Origin of the sequence: Rhodococcus sp. NPDC058505 (assembly GCF_042720095.1) — a bacterium.
In the GTDB taxonomy this organism is placed as follows: Bacteria; Actinomycetota; Actinomycetes; order Mycobacteriales; family Mycobacteriaceae; genus Rhodococcus_G.
The window spans coordinates 71,639-90,489 of the sequence record NZ_JBHXNB010000003.1 but is presented as its reverse complement, the minus strand read 5'-3'; the positions used below and the strand labels follow the sequence as shown (position 1 = coordinate 90,489).

At 70.3% G+C, this 18,851-nt stretch carries 13 protein-coding genes; 8 read left to right on the top strand and 5 right to left on the bottom strand.

Annotation, left to right across the window (positions count from 1 at the left end; translation table 11 throughout):
* Positions 1–18: 18 nt before the first annotated feature.
* Positions 19–5,505, top strand: a complete 5,487-nt coding sequence (locus ACFWPA_RS03480; RefSeq protein ID WP_378505660.1) for a carboxyl transferase domain-containing protein — start codon at positions 19–21, stop codon at positions 5,503–5,505.
* Between the two features lie 71 nt (positions 5,506–5,576).
* On the opposite strand, the gene ACFWPA_RS03475 is transcribed toward ACFWPA_RS03480, so the two are convergent.
* Positions 5,577–5,720 (bottom strand): hypothetical protein, encoded by a 144-nt coding sequence (locus ACFWPA_RS03475; RefSeq protein WP_378505659.1) that lies wholly within the window; start codon positions 5,718–5,720, stop codon positions 5,577–5,579.
* Positions 5,717–7,144 carry an MFS transporter gene (locus ACFWPA_RS03470; RefSeq protein ID WP_378569649.1) on the bottom strand — a complete coding sequence of 476 codons (1,428 nt, stop codon included), beginning with the start codon at positions 7,142–7,144 and terminating at the stop codon, positions 5,717–5,719. The genes ACFWPA_RS03475 and ACFWPA_RS03470 overlap by 4 nt, the downstream gene beginning before the upstream one ends.
* 181 nt (positions 7,145–7,325) lie before the next feature.
* On the opposite strand from ACFWPA_RS03470, the gene ACFWPA_RS03465 reads away from it, so the two are divergent.
* Genes ACFWPA_RS03465 through ACFWPA_RS03455 form a run of 3 tightly spaced genes read left to right on the top strand, consistent with a single transcriptional unit; the run spans position 7,326 to position 10,693 of the window.
* On the top strand, positions 7,326–7,532 hold the full coding sequence (locus ACFWPA_RS03465) for a heavy-metal-associated domain-containing protein (RefSeq protein ID WP_378569648.1): 207 nt from the start codon (positions 7,326–7,328) through the stop codon (positions 7,530–7,532).
* Positions 7,529–8,440 carry a hypothetical protein gene (locus ACFWPA_RS03460; protein WP_378569647.1) on the top strand — a complete coding sequence of 304 codons (912 nt, stop codon included), beginning with the start codon at positions 7,529–7,531 and terminating at the stop codon, positions 8,438–8,440. The genes ACFWPA_RS03465 and ACFWPA_RS03460 overlap by 4 nt, the downstream gene beginning before the upstream one ends.
* A gap of 24 nt (positions 8,441–8,464) precedes the next feature.
* Positions 8,465–10,693 (top strand): heavy metal translocating P-type ATPase, encoded by a 2,229-nt coding sequence (locus tag ACFWPA_RS03455; protein ID WP_378569683.1) that lies wholly within the window; start codon positions 8,465–8,467, stop codon positions 10,691–10,693.
* Between the two features lie 79 nt (positions 10,694–10,772).
* Here ACFWPA_RS03455 and rsmA read toward each other — a convergent pair whose 3' ends face one another.
* The gene (gene rsmA / locus ACFWPA_RS03450) at positions 10,773–11,675 is read right to left on the bottom strand and encodes a 16S rRNA (adenine(1518)-N(6)/adenine(1519)-N(6))-dimethyltransferase RsmA (protein ID WP_378569646.1); all 903 of its coding nucleotides are present in this window, start codon (positions 11,673–11,675) and stop codon (positions 10,773–10,775) included.
* 23 nt (positions 11,676–11,698) lie between these two features.
* Complete coding sequence (locus tag ACFWPA_RS03445; protein WP_378569645.1) at positions 11,699–12,826, bottom strand: transglycosylase family protein; 1,128 nt, start codon at positions 12,824–12,826, stop codon at positions 11,699–11,701.
* Positions 12,827–13,016: 190 nt separating this feature from the next.
* Between ACFWPA_RS03445 and ACFWPA_RS03440 the strand changes: the two genes are divergently transcribed.
* Together ACFWPA_RS03440 and ACFWPA_RS03435 are read left to right on the top strand one after the other, a co-directional pair.
* Positions 13,017–14,468 (top strand): amino acid ABC transporter substrate-binding protein/permease, encoded by a 1,452-nt coding sequence (locus tag ACFWPA_RS03440; RefSeq protein ID WP_378569644.1) that lies wholly within the window; start codon positions 13,017–13,019, stop codon positions 14,466–14,468.
* Positions 14,465–15,214, top strand: a complete 750-nt coding sequence (locus tag ACFWPA_RS03435) for an amino acid ABC transporter ATP-binding protein (protein WP_378505652.1) — start codon at positions 14,465–14,467, stop codon at positions 15,212–15,214. Before ACFWPA_RS03440 ends, ACFWPA_RS03435 begins: the two co-directional genes overlap by 4 nt.
* 47 nt (positions 15,215–15,261) lie before the next feature.
* Here the strand turns inward: ACFWPA_RS03435 and ACFWPA_RS03430 are convergent, their stop codons facing one another.
* Positions 15,262–16,101, bottom strand: coding sequence for a TatD family hydrolase (locus ACFWPA_RS03430; RefSeq protein ID WP_378505651.1), 840 nt, complete (start codon positions 16,099–16,101; stop codon positions 15,262–15,264).
* A 20-nt stretch (positions 16,102–16,121) separates the two neighbouring features.
* On the opposite strand from ACFWPA_RS03430, the gene metG reads away from it, so the two are divergent.
* On the top strand, positions 16,122–17,678 hold the full coding sequence (gene metG, locus ACFWPA_RS03425; RefSeq protein ID WP_378505650.1) for a methionine--tRNA ligase: 1,557 nt from the start codon (positions 16,122–16,124) through the stop codon (positions 17,676–17,678).
* A 65-nt stretch (positions 17,679–17,743) separates the two neighbouring features.
* Positions 17,744–18,823, top strand: coding sequence for a DUF2786 domain-containing protein (locus ACFWPA_RS03420; RefSeq protein WP_378505649.1), 1,080 nt, complete (start codon positions 17,744–17,746; stop codon positions 18,821–18,823).
* The last annotated feature ends 28 nt before the right edge of the window (positions 18,824–18,851 follow it).

The following is an 18,851-nucleotide window of genomic DNA, read 5'->3' as shown; positions in this document are numbered from 1 at the left end:
GGAACGGTGGCCAACCAGATGTTCAGACGAATTGCAGTCGTCAACCGGGGGGAAGCGGCGGTACGCCTGATCCGTGCGGTCCGGGAGATCAATGCGGAGAATGCCTCGGCGTCCGGTGACGCGGCCATCACCGTCATCGCACTGCACACCGACGCCGAGCGGCGCGCGATGTTCGTCCGGCAGGCCGACGAGGGCGTCACCCTGCGCCCCTCCACCACCGCGGCCACCCCGTACCTCGACCATGCCGAACTTGAGCGCGCCCTGGTCGAGGCCCGCGCCGACGCCGTCTGGGTCGGCTGGGGCTTCGTCGCCGAGGACCCGGCGTTCGCCGAGGTCTGCGCCCGGCTCGGGATCACGTTCATCGGCCCGTCCGCCGAGGCGATGCGCCTGCTCGGCGACAAGGTGGAGGCGAAGCTGCTCGCCGAGAAGGTCGGCGTCCCGGTCGCCCCGTGGTCCGGCGGCCCCGTCGAGACCCGCGCCGACGCCCGCAGGCACGCCCAGGCCATCGGCTACCCGCTGATCATCAAGGCCCGCTCCGGCGGCGGCGGCCGCGGCATCCGCAAGGTGTACGCCGAGGAGGAGCTCGAGCTCGCCCTCGAACGCACCCAGGGCGAGGCCGAACGGTCGTTCGGCGACCCGGTCGTCTTCATCGAACGGCTGGTCACCGAGGCCCGCCACGTCGAGGTCCAGGTGATCGCCGACGCGCACGGCAACGTCTGGGCGCCCGGCGTCCGGGACTGCTCCATCCAGCGCAAGAACCAGAAGGTCATCGAGGAATCCGCGTCCCCGCTGCTGACCGCCGAGCAGTCCGCCCAGCTCCGGACGGTGTCCGCGGAGCTGGTCAAGGCCGCCGGCTACTGCGGCGCCGCCACCGTCGAGTACCTCTACCAGCCCTCCCAGCAGGTGTTCACCTTCCTCGAGGTCAACACCCGCCTGCAGGTCGAGCACCCGATCACCGAATTCACCACCGGACTCGACCTGGTCAAGCTGCAGATCCAGGTCGCATCCGGCCGCCCGCTGGTCGGCGAGTGCCCCACCGAGTTCGGTCACGCGGTCGAGGCCCGGCTCAACGCCGAGGACGCCGACAACGGGTTCGCTCCCGCACCGGGCACCGTCCGGCTGCTGAAGTTCCCGCTCGGCTCCGGGCTGCGTGTCGACACCGGCATCGCGCAGGGCGACGTCATCCCGCCCGACTACGACTCGATGGTCGCCAAGGTCATCGCCTGGGGCCGGGACCGCGCCGAGGCCTTCGCCCGGCTGCGCACCGCGCTGCGCGAGACCACGGTGGTCCTCGACGGCGGCACCACCACCAAGTCGTTCCTGCTCGACCTGCTCGACCGCGAGGAGGTCGTCACCGCCTCCGCCGACACCGGCTGGCTCGACCGCACCGGCACGGGCACCGCGAACGGCCCGACGCCCGCCGCCGCGATCGCGCTGCTCGCCACCGCCATCGGCGTTTACGACGCCGAGGAGGCCCGCGAGCGCAGCGCCTTCCTCACCTCCGCCCGCGGCGGACGGCCCCGCACCAAGAACACCCTCGGACGCGGCGTCGAGCTGAGCTACCAGGGCCAGGCGTACCAGTTCGAGGTCGGCCAGGTCGGCCCGCACCGCTACCGCGTCGACGGCGACAGCGGTGCGGTCGAGGTCGAGGTGGACCGGCTCGGCGAGTACGAGCGGCGTCTCGTCGTCGGCGGGCGGCGCCACCACGTCGTCTCCGTCACCGGCCCCGCCCACCACCTCGTCGAGGTCGACGGCATCAGCCACCAGATCAGCCAGGACGAGGCGGGCGTCGTCCGGGCGCCCTCGCCCGCGGTCGTTGTCGCGCTGCCCGTCGCCGTCGGTGACGAGGTCGAGGCAGGCGACACCCTCGTCGTGCTTGAGGCGATGAAGATGGAGACCGCGATCCGGGCGCCGTACGCCGGCACCGTCCGCGAGGTCCTCGCCACCGTGAACGCCCAGGTCGACGCCGGTGCGGCGCTGCTGCGGGTGGATCAGGTCGCGGAGGAGACCGTCACCACCGCCGCCCCGCGGGTCGAGTTCGCTGCCCCCGCCGCGCGGGACCGGGACGACCTCACCGAGGCGCTGGCACGGCTCGACGCGCTCACCGCGACGATCACCGGTTTCGACGTCGACGACACCCGCGCCGCGACGCTGCGCGGCGAGTACGAGGCGCTGCGCGACCGGCTGCCGGAATCCGACCCCACCCTGGTGCGGGCCGAGCTCGCGCTGCTGACCACGTTCGCCGACCTGTGTGAGCTGTCGCGGAACCGCCCGACCGACGGCGACGACACCGACGAGCGGGTGCACTCCCCGCGCGAGCACTTCCACTCGTTCCTGCACTCGCTGGACGTCGAGCTCGAGGGCCTGCCGGAGTCGTTCCGCGCCAAGCTGTCCCGCTCGCTGCGCCACTACGACGTCACCGAACTGGATCGGACCCCCGAACTCGAGGAGGCGGTGCACCGGCTGTTCGTCGCGCTGCAGCGCCTCGAGGCGCAGGTCCCCGCCGTCGCCGGGCTGCTCTCGCACTGGCTTCGGGACTGCCCCGTCGGCGGCGACCTGACCGGTGAGCTCGAGGAGGTCCTGGACCGGCTGATCGTCGCAACCCAGCTGCGCTACCCGCTGATCGGGGACATGGCCCGGAGCCTGCACTTCCGGATCTTCGACGAGCCGGTGGTCCGCCGGGCCCGCGAGCAGATCTACGACGGCGTCCGCGGCAGCCTGCAGTACCTCGCGGAGCAACCCGGCGCCACCGACCGCGCGGCCCGCATCGACGCGATGGTCGACACCCCGGAGCCGCTGGTCGGCCTGCTCGCCGAGCCGTGGTCGGCGCCCGCTGACCTGCTCGAGGTGGTCACCCGGCAGTACTACAAGATCCGCGGGCTGTCCGACGTCAAGGCCGCCGACGGGCACGGACTGCCCTGTGTCACCGGCACCTTCGAACTCTCCGGTGAGCAGCTGCACCTGGTGTCGGTGACCGCGGACCGCGCGCGGCTGACCGAGGCGCTCGGTGCGGTCGACGCCGCCGCGGGCCCCGCGCCGGTCAACCTGGTCGCCGACCTGTACCTGACCTGGCGGGACGCCCCGGCGGACGACGACGCCCTCGCCGAGGAGTTGCGGTCGCTGCTGCTGGCACACAATCCGTCCGCGCCGTGGCGCCGGGTCACCGTCACCGTCACCGTTCCCGGTGCGATGACCACCCAGCGTCAGGTCACCTTCCGCCCCGCGGAAGCGGGCGGACTGGACGAGGACCGCATCATCCGCGGGATGCACCCGCTGACCGCGCAGCGCCTGGACATGTGGCGGCTGAAGAACTTCAACGGCACCCGGCTGCCCGCGCCCGCGGACACCTACCTGTATCACCTTGCTGCCAAGGACAACCCGTCCGATGAGCGGCTGATCGCGATGGCTCAGGTTCGGGACCTGACGTTGCAGTTCGACGAGACGGGCACGATCGAGGCCGCGCCCGCGATCGAGCGTGCCGTCGCGTCCTGCCTTGCCGGCATCCGCAACGCGCAGGCGGGTCGCGGCCGCAACCGCCTCGACAACAATCGGGTCGTGCTCTACGTGTGGCCGCGCCTCGACGTCGCCGCCGACCGCCTCGCCGCGATCGCCAAGCACGTCGCGCCGCTGACCGTCGGCGCGGGCATCGAGCAGATCACCATGTTCTGCCGGTTGCAGGAGTCGCCGACCGCGACACCGCGTCAGGTCGCGGTCCGGTTCTCCTACCGGTCCGGCGCGGGCCTGCAGGTCGCGGTCACCGAGCCGCCGACGCAGCCCCTCCAGCCGCTCGACGAGTACACCCAGAAGGTCCAGCGGTCCAAGTCCCGAGGCACCGTCTACCCGTACGAACTGATCCCGGCCCTTGCCGCCGGTGGCAGCTTCGTCGAGTACGACCTCGACGGCACCGGCGCCCTGGTTCCGGTCGACCGGCCCTACGGCCGCAACACCGCGGGCCTCATCGTCGGCCTGGTCACCACCCCGACCGAGCGCTACCCCGACGGCATGACCCGCGTCGCGCTGTTCGGCGACCCGACCAAGGCCCTCGGCACCGTCGCCGAGGCCGAGTGCTCGCGCGTCGTCGCCGCGATCGACCTCGCCGAATCCCTTGGCGCACCGGTGGAATGGTTTGCGCTTTCGTCCGGTGCGACCATCTCGATGCAGTCCGGCACCGAGAACATGGACTGGGTCTCGCGCGGGCTGCGCCGGATCATCACGTTCACCCAGAACGGCGGCGAGATCAACGTCATCGTCGCGGGCATCAACGTCGGCGCCCAGCCGTACTGGAACGCCGAGGCCACCATGCTCATGCACACCAAGGGCATCCTGGTGATGACGCCGGAGTCGGCGATGGTGCTCACCGGCAAGCAGTCGCTGGACTACTCCGGTGGCGTCTCCGCCGAGGACAACTTCGGCATCGGCGGCTACGACCGGGTGATGGGACCGAATGGCCAGGCCCAGTACTGGGCACCGGATCTCACCGCCGCGATCGGCGTCCTGTTCGCGCACTACGAGCACGCGTATCTCGGTGCCGGGGAACGGTTCCCGCGCAAGGCCGAGTCGACCGACCCGGTCGACCGGGATGTGCGCTCCTTCCCGCACGTGCACCCGTCGAGCGAGTTCACCACGGTCGGCGAGATCTTCTCCGCCGAGACCAACCCGGACCGCAAGAAGCCGTTCGACATCCGCACGGTGATGCGCGCCGTCGTCGACCAGGACCACGCCGTGCTTGAGCGGTGGGCCGACATGGCCGACGCGGACACCTCCGTGGTGTTCGACGCACACCTCGGCGGCAACGCCGTCACCGTGGTCGGCATCGAGTCTCGGGCCATCGCCCGCAAGGGCTTCCTCCCGACCGACGGCCCGGACCAGTGGACGTCGGGCACCCTGTTCCCGCGGTCGTCGAAGAAGACGGCCCGCGCGATCAACGCGGCGTCCGGAAACCGCCCGGTCGTGGTGCTGGCCAACCTGTCCGGCTTCGACGGCTCCCCGGAGTCGCTGCGCAACCTGCAGCTCGAGTACGGCGCCGAGATTGGCCGCGCGATCGTCAACTTCGACGGCCCGATCGTGTTCGTTGTGGTCTCGCGCTACCACGGCGGCGCGTTCGTGGTGTTCTCCGGCGCGTTGAACGAGAACATGGAGGTGCTCGCGGTCGAGGGCTCGTTCGCGTCGGTCCTCGGTGGCGCCCCTGCCGCGGCGGTCGTGTTCACCCGTGAGGTCAATGCCCGCACCGCGGCCGACCCGGCGGTGCAGGGCCTCGAGGCGCGGCTCGCCGCCACCGACGACGACGCGGCGCGCGCCCAGCTGCGGGTGGATCTGGCGGCCGAGCGGGCCGCGGTCCGCAGCGCCAAGCTGGGTGAGGTGGCCGCGGAGTTCGAGGCCATCCACAACATCGAGCGGGCCAAGGAGGTCGGTTCGGTGCACGACATCGTCCCCGCCGCCGACCTGCGTCCGCGGCTCGTCGCCGCGGTCGAGCGCGGCATGGGCAGGGTGCTGAACGCGCAGTAGCACCACCGCCCGCACACCCGAACGGCGTCACCGGATCGAATTCCGGTGACGCCGTTCGTGTGCAGCGTGCACTATCGGGTCGGCCGCTCGCCGGTGTCGAGGTGACCCTCGCGGCTCGGGCGGAGCCACTCGCGGGCCGCCGTCAGCAGGCATCCGCCGAGGCAGCGCAGCGCCGCTCGCAGTCGCCGGTCCGCGAGCAACTCGCCCGGCCTCATCGGACCGACACCGGCTCGGCCTCGGTCCGGACCGGCCGCAGGGTGAGCGCGGCGAGGACCGCGCCAGCGACGGCGATCAGCGCGGCGGTGACGAACGCGGCCGAGAAGCCGTCGGTCAACGCGACCAGATCGCCGACCCGGGCCGCGCCTGCCCCCGCCGCCGCGGCGGTGGCGACCGCGAGACCCAACGCGGAGCCCAGCTGGTAGCTGGTGTTGACGATGCCCGAGGCAAGTCCCCCCTCCTCCGGGCGGGCACTGGAAATGGCGGTGCCGAGCGACGGGATGAACGCCAGCGCCATCCCGAGCGCCGACAGCAGCGACGCGGGCAGCACGTCCACCCAGAAGTTGCCGTCCGGGCGCACCAGCGACAGCCAGCCCAGCCCGGCGGCGAGGAGCAGCAACCCGACCACCACGAGGGGCTTGGGGCCGAACCGCCCAATCAGCCGGGGTGCGAGCACGATCATGCCGATCATGATCAGCGCGGTCATCGGGATCAGCGCGGCGCCGCTCGGGAAGGCGGAGAGCCCGAGCACCTGCTGCAGGTAGAGGTTCAGAAAGAACCACATCGGGATCCACGCCGCGCCGAGCAGGAACTGGGCGATGTTGGCCGCACCCAGGTTCGGGGTCCGGAAGATCGCCAGGCGCACCAGCGGGTCGCGCCGGGACGCCTGGAGCGCGAGGAACCCGGCAAGGGCCACCGCGGCGACGAGCAGGCTGCCCCAGGTTCCTGCCGAGGTCCAGCCTGCCTCCGGTGCCCGCACGATCCCGAACACCGCGGCACCGATGCCGACCGTGACGGTGAGCGCGCCGAGCAGGTCGACGCCTCCGGTGGCGGCGCCGCGGCCACCCGGCAGCAGCGCCGGCGCGGCAATCAGCGCGAGGACCGCGACCGGGATATTGACGAAGAACACCCACGGCCACGAGGCGTACTCGGTCAGCAGACCGCCGAGGAAGACGCCCGCCGTCCCGCCGGCCGGGGCCGCGGCGCCGTAGACGGCGAGGGCCCGGGTCAGCTCGCGCGGCGTCGCCCCGAACAGCATCATCAGCAGCGTCAACGCCGACGGGGCGATCAGCGCCGCGCCCGCCCCCTGAACCGCCCGACCGGCGAGCTCGACCGGGACGTTCGCGGCGACGCCGGCGAGCACGGAGCCGACCAGCAGGATCAGCCAGCCGAGCCCGAACATCCGGCGGGCGCCGAACAGGTCCGACAGCCTGCCGCCGAGCAGGAGCAGTCCGCCGAACACCACGACGTAGGCGTTGAACACCCAGGTGAGGTTCTGCTGCGTGAATCCCAGGTCCTCCCCCATCTGTGGCAGTGCGACGCCGATGATCGACGTGTCCATGATGACCATGAACTGCGCGAGAGCAATCAGCGCGAGTGCCAACCACTTTCGTGATCGCACCCGCTCTTCTGTCCGAGTCATTTCCGATCCCTCCGTCTGTCGGTGCGCGACCGCTCATCGATCACGCCCCCTCGTATATACCCCCCATGGGTATATGACGCAATCCTCAAACCGGGTTGCGCGATATGCCCACTGGGGGTATGTTTCCTCTCGTTGGAGCAATACCCCCACTGGGTATCTGAACGAGCCGAAGGAGAACATCATGGAGACCTCGAACTACACCGTCACCGGCATGACCTGCGGGCACTGCGCAAGCTCGGTCCGCGAGGAGGTCGGCTCGATCGAGGGCGTCACCGCCGTCCAGGTCGACGTCCCCACCGGGCTGGTCACCGTCACCTCCGCCGTCCCCGTCGACGCCGCCACGGTCCGTGCCGCCGTCGAAGAGGCTGGCTACGCCGTGGCGTCATGAACACCGCCACCAAGCTGGCCGCCTACACCGGGGGGCTCGCCGCGATCTTCGCGGCGGCCCTCGGTGTCGGGGCGGCCGTGGGGAGCCCGATCGACATGCCAACCGCCACCCACGGCGACACCCACCTCGAGACGCCGAACGCCGCACCGGAGACCCCCGGCGGCCTCCAGGTGTCCGAGCAGGGATACACCCTGTCCGAGATCACCACCGGACCGGATGCGCTGAGCTTCCGGATCACCGGCCCCACCGGCGAACCGGTCACCGCGTTCACCGAGGAGCACGAGAAGAAGCTCCACCTGATCGTCGTGCGGTCCGACACCACCGGGTACCGGCACGTCCACCCGACGATGTCCGACGACGGCACCTGGACCGTCGACTGGGCCTGGCCGTCCGGCGGCAGCTACCGCGTCTTCGCGGATTTCCGGCCCACCGACGGGCCCGCGCTGACCCTGGGGCGGACCGTCGACGTGGCGGGCGACACCGCCCCGGCGCCGACCCTCGCGCCCAACCGCATCGCCGAGGTCGACGGCTACCGGGTCGAACTGACCGGTGAACTCGACACCGGGGGCGGCCCGCTGACCCTGAACGTCAGTCGTGACGGGGTCCCGGTGACCGATCTACAGCCCTACCTCGGCGCCTTCGGGCACCTGGTCGCGCTGCGCACCGGCGACCTCGCCTACCTGCACGTCCATCCGCAGGGCGCACCGGGCGACGGCGTCACCGCGCCCGGACCCGAGATCGTGTTCCACGCACAGGCGCCGAGCCAGGGCACCTACCGGCTGTTCCTGGACTTCCGGCACCAGAACACCGTCCGCACCGCCGAATTCACCGTGACCGCCGACCAGCCGGGCACCCCGGACGCCCACCCAACTCCCGCCCCGGCCGGCAGCACCGGCCACGGACACTGACCCGACACCCGGAGAGGAGTCATGATGAACCCCGTCGCACCCGCGCCGACCGAGGGACAGGTTGAGCTACTGATCGGTGGCATGACCTGCGCCTCCTGCGCCAATCGCATCGAACGCAAGCTCAACAAACTCGACGGGGTGACCGCCACCGTCAACTACGCCACCGAGAAGGCGCGCGTGGCGATCAGCGGAGACGTGCTCCCCGCCGACCTAGTGACCGCCGTCGAGGAGGCCGGGTACACCGCCACCCTCCCCAAAGAGGACGTGGAACCCGCTGCCGTCGACGACGACCCGACGTCGGGCCTGCGCCTGCGCCTGCTGGTCTCGCTGGTTCTGAGCGTGCCGGTGATCGCGATGGCGATGATCCCGGCACTGCAGTTCCCCAACTGGCAGTGGCTCTCGCTCACCCTCGCCGCCCCGGTCGTGGTGTGGGGCGCGTTGCCGTTCCACCGGGCGGCATGGACGAACCTGCGGCACGGCACCGCCACGATGGACACCCTGGTGTCGATGGGCACCCTCGCCGCACTCGGCTGGTCGGTGTACGCACTGTTCTGGGGCACCGCCGGGGTCGCGGGCATGACGCACCCGTTCGAGTTCACCATCGCCCGCACCGACGGCACCGGGAACATCTACCTCGAGGCGGCGGCGGGCGTCACCACGTTCATCCTGGCCGGCCGCTACTTCGAGGCCAGGGCCAAGCGCCGCTCCGGGGCGGCGCTGCGGGCGCTGCTCGAGATGGGCGCCAAGGAGGTCTCCGTCCTGCGCGACGGTGTCGAACAGCGGATCGCGGTCGACCAACTCGCGGCGGACGACCTGTTCGTCGTCCGCCCCGGCGAGAAGATTGCCACCGACGGTGAGGTCACCTCCGGTTCGTCCGCCGTCGACGCGTCGATGCTGACCGGCGAGTCCGTTCCGGTCGAGGTCGGACCCGGCGACACCGTCGTCGGCGCCACCGTCAACGTCGGCGGGCGGATCGTGGTGCGCGCCACCAGGATCGGAGCAGACACCCAGCTCGCACAGATGGCGAAGCTGGTCGAGGACGCGCAGACCGGCAAGGCCAAGGCCCAGCGGCTCGCGGACCGGATCTCCGGCATCTTCGTTCCCGTGGTCATCGCACTCGCCGTCGCGACCCTCGGATTCTGGCTTGGCACCGGCGGTTCCGTCGCCGCGGCCTTCACCGCGGCGGTCGCGGTCCTGATCATCGCCTGCCCCTGCGCACTCGGCCTGGCCACCCCGACCGCACTGATGGTCGGCACCGGCCGCGGCGCGCAGCTCGGCATCCTGATCAAGGGACCCGAGGTGCTCGAGTCGACCCGGCGGATCGACACGATCGTCCTGGACAAGACCGGCACCGTGACCACCGGAACCATGACCCTGCTCGATGTGGTTGCGGCGGAGGGTGAGCTCGCCGATGAGGTGCTGCGGCTCGCCGGCTCGCTCGAGGCGGGTTCCGAGCATCCGATCGCGAGGGCGATCGCGGGCGCGGCGGCCGCGGCGGGACCGGTTCCCGAGGCGGAGGAGTTCGCGAATGTCGAGGGCCTCGGCGTGCAGGGTGTCGTTGCCGGCCACGCGGTGATCGTCGGCAGGCCCCGCCTGCTGGCGGACTGGGCGCAGCCCCTGACGGACGATCTCGAATCCGCCCTGCGCACAGCCGAATCCGCCGGACGCACCGCGGTCGCGGTGGGCTGGGACGGCAAGGCCCGCGGCGTCCTCGTGGTCGCGGATGCGGTGAAGCCGACGTCGGCGGAGGCCGTAGCGCAGCTGAAGGCACTCGGCCTGACCCCGATCATGCTGACCGGCGACAACGCCGCGGCCGCCCGCACCGTCGCCGACCAGGTCGGCATCGACGAGGTGATCGCCGAGGTGCTGCCGCAGGACAAGGTGGAGACCGTGGCGCGGTTGCAAGCGGAGGGGAAGGTGGTGGCCATGGTCGGTGACGGCGTCAACGACGCGGCCGCCCTCGCCAAGGCCGACCTCGGGCTGTCCATGGGCACCGGCACCGACGTCGCGATCGAGGCCAGTGACCTGACCCTGGTTCGCGGCGATCTGCGGGCCGCGGCCGACGCGATCCGGCTGTCCCGCAAGACCCTCCGCACGATCAAGGGCAACCTGTTCTGGGCGTTCGCCTACAACGTGGCCGCCCTGCCGCTGGCCGCGGCAGGCCTGCTCAACCCGATGCTCGCCGGCGCCGCAATGGCGTTCTCCAGCGTGTTCGTGGTGAGCAACAGCCTGCGATTGCGCCGCTTCCGCTAGCCCCTCCTCCCCGAATGGCCCATTGATTCAGCCGGGACTGAATCGATGGGCCATTCGGGAAATGCGGCGGGAGGTGCGGCTATCCGGCAGCGAGGCGAACGAAGGCGGACGCGTCAAGGACCTCGCCCCGTGCGGTGGGGTCGATGCCCGCGGCGACGAGTCGACGTTCCGCCTCGGCGGGTGATCCTGCCCAGCTGGCCAGTGCCGCACGCAGGGTCTTGCGGCGCTGCGCGAACGCGGCGTCGACGACGGCGAAGACCCGCTTGCGGTGCTCCTCGTCCATCGGCCACGGCGCTTCCTCGTACCGGTCGATGCGGACCAGGCCGGACTCGATCTTCGGCTCCGGCCAGAACACCTGACGCCCAACGGAGCCAGCCCGGCGCACCCGACCGAAGAAGCAGGCCTTGACGCTCGGCACCCCGTAGATCTTGTTGCCTGGCCGCGCGGCGAGCCGGTCCGCCACCTCCGCCTGCACCATCACCAGCGCGGTCCGGAGCGACGGAAACTCGGCGAACAGGTGCAGCAGCACCGGCACCGCCACGTTGTACGGCAGGTTCGCGACCAGCGCGGTCGGCTCGGCGGGGACCTGGGCGGGCAACACCCGCATGGCGTCCTCGAGGACCACGGTCAACCGGTCCGTCAGCTCGGGGGCTCGCTCGGCGACGGTCGCGGGCAGCCGGGCCGCCAGCTTCGGGTCGATCTCAACGGCGACGACCCGCTCCACGACGTCGAGCAATGCCAGGGTCAGCGAGCCGAGCCCCGGCCCCACCTCGAGCACCACGTCGTTGCGGGTGACACCGGAGACCGCGACGATCTTGCGGACGGTGTTGCCGTCGTGCACGAAATTCTGGCCGAGCTGCTTGGTGGGCCGGATGTCGAACTCGGCAGCCAGCGCCCGCACCTCGGCGGGTCCGAGCAGGGCCGCCAACCCCCGCGGAGCGGATTCGGGCAGGTCGGAAGCGGTGGCAGGTTCGTCGGACACCCGATGAATCTAACGCAGCGGGGTCAGCGAAGGCCGAGTCGGCTCGTGCACGAGGGCCACGCGCCCCAGCCCTGCGTCGCCTGCGTCTTCGACGCGATCGCGATCTGTTCCTCGCGGGTCGCGAGATCGGCCCGCGGGGCGTACTTCAGTCCGCCCTGCCGTTCCCAGGTGTTCTGGTCGAACTGCACACCGCCGTAGTAGCCGTTGCCGGTGTTGATGTTCCAGTTGCCGGTCGCCTCACACTGCGCGAGCGCGTCCCAGGTGGCGCCGTTCGCCACCGGCGGGACCTCGGTGCCGGGTTTGGCTCCGACCCGGACCACCTTCGGTTGCGCCGCGGTGATGACGTTCTCGGAAAGTTCCTCGCGGCCGGATTCCACCCCGTTGACGGTGGTCACCGCGACGGTCACGTCCCGCAGGCCCGGCGCGCCCGGGCTCTCCTGCACGGTGCGACTCATGTTCATCGTCGGATCCTCCACCCGCTGCTCCGGGGGCGCGACCGGCTGGGTCTCGGTCCGGTTCTCGGTGCGGATCCGGGTGACCTTCACCTGAAGTCCCTCGGTGACCGGGGCGTCCGCGGCCGGTTCGACCGTGTCCTGCTGCTCGAGCGGCACCCCCTGCGCGGCGAGCAGGTCGCCGACGGTCGGCGCGGCGAGTCGGAGGTCGGCGGGAGCGGCAGCCCCGTCGAGCAGCCGGACCGCCTTCGGGCTGGTCACCTCGAGGTCGGCCCCCTCGAGCGGCAGGCGCTGGGAACGGGAGGCGGACACGTGCACGTCACCGGCGAGGCGTTCCCTGGACAGGGCCTCGTCGACGGTCAGTGCGGTCGTCCACAGGGTTCGCGGCGCGCCGTCCACGGTCAGGGTCAGCTCACGCGCGCGGCGCAGCACGACCGTGTCCCCGTCGGAGACGGCGGCGTCCGGTGCCGGTGCGACGACGTCGCGGTCCCCGACCCGGTAGCCCGCGGCGTCGAGGACCGAGCCGACGTCGGTGGACATCGTGCTCACCGCGACCGTCTCGCCATCGACGTCGACCATGACGGTCTTGTGGCGGCTTACCGCCAGTGCGCCACCGGCGATGAGGGTGAGAAGAAGGGCTCCGACGACGAGACGCAGCAGTCGCGAGTTCGCCCGGTTAATTCGAGTGAGAGGTGACACGAGAAGTCCTGAGCTGTCGGTTACCGGGACGTGATCCCGGACTTAAGCGATCACGGTACGGTAACGAAGGCGCGGCGCTCCGGCAACCGCACGGGGAACAACCAGCGAAAATGGGACCGACCTCACCCCGGACCCCGACACGCCGCGTGCGGAACACCGGCACGCGCCCGTGGCGAGGATGCTGACTCGAATGAGCACCAGATACCGCGCGCGATCCGTCGCCGCCGCCGCCCTGATCGGTGCGCTCGCCCTGCTCGCCGGAGTCCTCGGCGCGGGCACCGCCGCCGCCCAGCCCGACCGGACCTACGTCATCGCGACCGACGTCACGTTCGCCCCGTTCGAATTCCAGAACGCGCAGGGCAACTTCGTCGGCATCGACATGGACCTGCTCGCCGCGATCGCCGCCGATCAGGGCTTCGAGTACGAGATCAAGCCGCTCGGCTTCAACGCCGCAGTGCAGGCCCTGCAGTCGAGGCAGGTGGACGGCGTCATTGCGGGCATGTCCATCACCGACGAACGCACACTCGTCTTCGACTTCTCCGACCCGTACTTCGAGTCCGGTGTCCAGCTGGCCGTCGCGAAGGACAACGACTCCATCGAGTCGTTCGAGGATCTGCGCGGGCAACGTGTTGCGATCAAGACCGGCACCGAGGGCGCCCTGTTCGCGGAATCGATCCGGGACCAGTACGGCTTCACCACCGTGACCTTCGACGACTCGGCCAGCATGTACGACGACGTCAGGACCGGGAACTCGGTCGCCGTGTTCGACGACTACCCGGTGCTGTTGTACGGCATCGCGCAGGGCAACGGGCTGCGGGCCGTCGGCGACAAGCAGGCGGGCAACTCGTACGGGTTCGCGGTGTCGAAGGGACAGAACGCCGAACTGCTGACCAAGTTCAACGCCGGACTGGCGAACCTGCGCGCCAACGGGCAGTACGACGAGATCATCGACCGGTATCTCGGCGAGGGAGCCCAGCAGGCGCAGGGCGGCAACACCTTCTTCTCCCTCCTCAAGGACAGCTTCCCGCTGCTGATGAAGGGCCTGTGGCTGACGATCGTGCTGACCGTGGTGTCGCTCGCGATCGCGCTGCTGCTCGGCCTGGTCTTCGGATTCCTTCGGGTCTCGACCAGCCGGATCCTGCGGGGCATCGGCGTCGTCTACGTCGACATCTTCCGCGGCACCCCCCTGCTGGTGCAGGCCTTCTTCATCTACTTCGGCATCCCCGCCGCGCTCGGCTTCACGATGCCTGCGATGACCGCGGGCATCATCACCCTCAGCCTCAACGCGGGCGCCTACATCACCGAGATCATCCGCGGCGGCATCCAGTCCGTCGACCGCGGTCAGATGGAGGCCGCCCGCAGTCTCGGCATGGGCTATCTGCCGTCGATGCGCAAGGTGGTGCTGCCACAGGCCTTCCGGACGATGATGCCGTCGTTCGTGAACCAGGCCGTCATCACGCTGAAGGACACCTCGATCCTGTCCGTGATCGGCATCGCCGAACTGACCCAGACCGGCAAGATCATCATTGCCAGGAACTTCGAGTCGTTCAACATGTGGCTGATCGTCGGCATCTTCTACTTTGTCATCATCATGGCGCTGACCAAGCTGTCCGGCCGGCTCGAGAGGAAGGTCAACGCGTGAGCGAGCCCGTCACCACCGAGAGCAAGATCCGGGTCACCGGGCTGAAGAAGTCCTACGGCGACAACGAGGTACTCAAGGGCATCGACGTCGAGATAGCTCCCGGCGAAGTGGTGTGCGTCATCGGCCCGTCCGGGTCCGGAAAGAGCACCTTCCTGCGCTGCCTGAACCGGCTCGAGGACATCACCGGCGGCACGGTTGTGGTCGACGGCGTCGACCTCACCGCCAAGAAGGTCGACATCGACGGGATTCGCCAGCGCATCGGAATGGTCTTCCAGCATTTCAACCTGTTCCCGCACATGACCGCCCTCGAGAACGTCATGCTCGCGCCGGTCCAGACGAAGAAGGCCACCAAGGGCGAGGCCCGGGAAGCCGGGATTCGACTCCTCGCCCAGGTCGGACTCGCGGAGAAGCAGGACGCCAAGCCCGCGAACCTGTCCGGCGGCCAGAAGCAGCGGGTCGCGATCGCCAGGGCGTTGGCGATGAACCCCGACGTCATGCTGTTCGACGAGGCGACCAGCGCCCTCGACCCGGAGATGGTCGGCGAGGTGCTGCAGGTGCTGCGGGACCTCGCCGCTGGCGGCATGACGATGGTGGTCGTCACCCACGAGATGGGCTTCGCCAGGGAGGTGTCCGACCGCGTCATTTTCATGGCCGACGGCTATCTCGTCGAGGAAGGCACCCCCGAGGAGGTCTTCGGCAACCCGCAGCAGCCGCGCACCCAGGACTTCCTCCGCAAGGTCCTGTAAATGCGCTTCGCGCCTGTGCGTGATTTTCACCCCGATTGGGGTGAAAATCACGCACGGTCGCGAAGTGCGTAGACGCGTTCGGCGGTGGCGGTCGCGGCGGCGGCGAGCTCGAACGGGTCCTGACCGCGGGTCGCCGCCAGGGATCGCACGGTGTACGGCAGGCAGTACGGCTCGTTGGGGGCGCCGCGGAACGGGTGCGGGGTCAGGAACGGGGCATCGGTCTCGACGAGCAACTGGTCGTCCGGGACGAGCTTCGCGGCCTCGTGCAGTTCGCGGGCGTTGCGGAAGCTGACGGTGCCGGAGAAGCTGAGCACGTACCCGGCCTCGACGCAGGCCAGCGCCATCGTCGCGTCCGACGAGAAGCAGTGGAAGATCACGGTGTCCGGTGCGCCCTCGTCGAGCAGGACGGTCAGGAGGTCGTGGTCGGCCTCGCGGTTGTGGATCATCAGCGGCTTGCGCAGCCGCTTGGCGAGGTCGATGTGCCAGCGGAAGCCCTCGACCTGCTCCTCGACCGTCGCGCACCCGTCGAGTTTCCCGGGCCAGTAGTAGTCGAGGCCGGTCTCCCCGACCGCGACCGTCCTCGGGTCGGCGGCGAGCCGCTCGATCTCGGCTTTGGTGGCGTCGTCGAGCACGTTCGCTCGGGTGGGATGGATCGCGACCGCGGCGTACACCCGGCGGTCCCAGCCCGCGGCGTCGACGGCGAACCGGGCGGCGGCCAGGTCGTCCGCCACCGTCACGACCCTGCCGACCCCGACCTTTTCCGCGCGGTCGACGATCTCGGCGACCGACGCGGCATCGGTGGCGCCGCACGCGTCGAGGTGGGTGTGGGCGTCGATCAGCGGCGCGAGGGGCTCGGGCAGATCCGGGGCCGGACGATCCTTGGGCACACCGATACGATAGGCGCACCATGACTGCACCTAGCCGGCCCCCGTTCTACATCACCACCGCGATCGCGTATCCCAACGGCGCCCCGCACATCGGGCACGCGTACGAGTACATCGCGACGGACGCGCTCGCCCGCTTCAAGCGGCTCGACGGTTTCGACGTCTTCTTCATGACGGGCACCGACGAGCACGGGCTGAAGATGCAGCAGACGGCAGCCAAGGAGGGCATCGACGTCCGCGACCTCGCGGCGCGCAACTCCGACGTGTTCCAGTCCATGGACAAGGTCCTGAACGTCTCCTACGACCGGTTCATCCGGACCACCGACGCCGACCACACCGCGGCGAGTCAGGCCATCTGGGAGCGGATGGTCGCGGCCGGTGACATCTACCTCGACACCTACGCCGGGTGGTACTCGGTGCGCGACGAGGCGTACTACACCGAGGGCGAGACGACCCTGTTGGAGGACGGCAGCCGGATCTCCACCGACACCGGAACCCCGGTGGTGTGGACCGAGGAGTCCACCTACTTCTTCAAGTTGTCCGCCTACCAGGACCGGCTGCTCGCCCTCTACGAGGCGCACCCCGAGTTCATCGCGCCGGCGACCCGCCGCAACGAGATCGTCAGCTTCGTCTCCGGCGGACTGAAGGACCTGTCGGTGTCGCGGACCACGTTCGACTGGGGCGTTCCGGTGCCGGGCGACCCCGACCACGTGATGTACGTGTGGGTGGACGCGCTGACGAACTACCTGACCGGTGCCGGGTTCCCCGATACCGACGCCGAGTCGTTCGGCAGGTACTGGCCGGCGAACCTGCACATCATCGGCAAGGACATCAGCCGGTTCCATACCGTGTACTGGCCCGCGTTCCTGATGTCCGCGGGCATCGACCTACCGCAGCGGGTGTTCGTGCACGGCTTCCTGTACAACAAGGGCGAGAAGATGTCGAAGTCGCTCGGCAACGTCGTCGACCCGCTCGGCCTGGTCGAGGAGTACGGACTCGACGCCGTCCGCTACTTCCTGCTGCGGGAGATCTCGTTCGGCCAGGACGGCAGCTACAGCCACGAGGCGATCGTCACCCGCATGAACGCGGACCTGTCCAACGAACTGGGCAACCTCGCGCAGCGGTCGCTGTCGATGGTGGCGAAGAACTGCGACGGCCAGGTCCCGACGCCGGGCGAGTTCACCGACGCCGACACCGCCCTCCTCGCCAAGGCCGATGCGCTGCTCGACAAGGTGCGCGCGGAGTTCGACGTGCAGGCCATCCACCTCGGCATCGAGGAGATCTGGCACGTCCTCGCCGAGACCAACCGCTACTTCAGCGCGCAGGAACCGTGGGTGCTGCGCAAGACCGACCCGGCGCGCATGGCGACGGTGCTGTACGTGACGATCGAGGTGGTGCGCATCGTCGGCATCCTGGTGCAGCCGGTGATGCCCGACGCCGCGGACAAGATCCTCACCGTGCTCGGCCAGGGGCCCGAGAATCGCCAGTTCACGGACCTGGGGACGCGGATCGCCGCCGGCACCGACCTGCCCGCTCCGGCGGCGGTGTTCCCCCGGTACGTCGAGGCCACCGACGCCTGACCCCCCGAAACACCCCGTGACCTGCGGCGGGGAAACGTGTCGTACCCCCGATGCACACTGCACCCATGGGGATGAATCGAACAGGCATTCGAGCCGAGGGGTGTGGGGCGGAGCAGGCCCTGCGCCACGCATACGAGAACGGGTGGCAGCCGGGTGACGTCCTGCACGTCGCCCGGCGTGGCCTCGCCGGGGTCGAGGTCGCGCCGATTGCGCTGCTGATCCTCGGGGAGGCCAATCGCAGCGGTGCCTGGGCTCGGGCACCGCTGCACTGGGCGGACCAGCTCAGGGCGCTCGCCGACGGCTATCCGCGCCGGGTCGACGAGCCGCCGCTGACACCGGGCGGCCTGCGGCTGCTGCAGCACCTGCAGCCGCTGCGGCGACTGTGCCCACCGCCGTCGCTGTGGCCAGACGTCCGGTCGACCCACCCCGGAACCCCCGCCGACACCGCGGACGTCAAGATGCTGAACCGGATTCGCGGGCTGCTCGCCAAGGCCGAGAGCACCGAGTTCACCGAGGAGGCCGAGACCCTCACCGCCAAGGCTCAGGAACTGATGACCCGGCACTCCGTCACCGCGACTCTTCTCACCGCGGACTCCTCCGCTGGCCGGGACGTCACCGTCCACGCCCGGCGCATCCACGTGGACCGGCCCTACAGCAAGCAGAAGGGTCTGCTGCTGACCACGGTCGGCGAGGCCAACCACGTCCGCACCCTCTTCAACGCGGTCGACGACATCGCGACCGTGATCGGCACACCGGCGGACCTCGAGCAGGTCGACCTGCTGTTCACCTCGCTCCTGGTCCAGGCCACCCGTGCGATGCGGGCCGAGCAGGCGCGCGGCGCGAGCGCGGCGCCGTTCCGTCGCGCCTTCCTCTACGGCTTCGCGGTCCGGATCGGGCAGCGCCTGACCGAGGCGGAGAAGGCGGCCACCGCGCAGGCCGTGATCGACGCCCGGGCACAGTTCGGTGATCTGCTGCCGATCCTGGCCCGCCGGTCCGACGCCGTGCAGGCCGAGGTGGACCGCCTGTTCGGGCCGAAGCTGCGGTCCTGGGGATTCAGCGTCAGCGACCTCGACGGGGTCGCGGCTGGCCGATCCGCGGCGGACGCCGCGCACCTCGCCCCGCCACGGCGGGCGGTCACCGGGTGAGCGGCCGCCCGCGCCTGCCGGTGTGTCG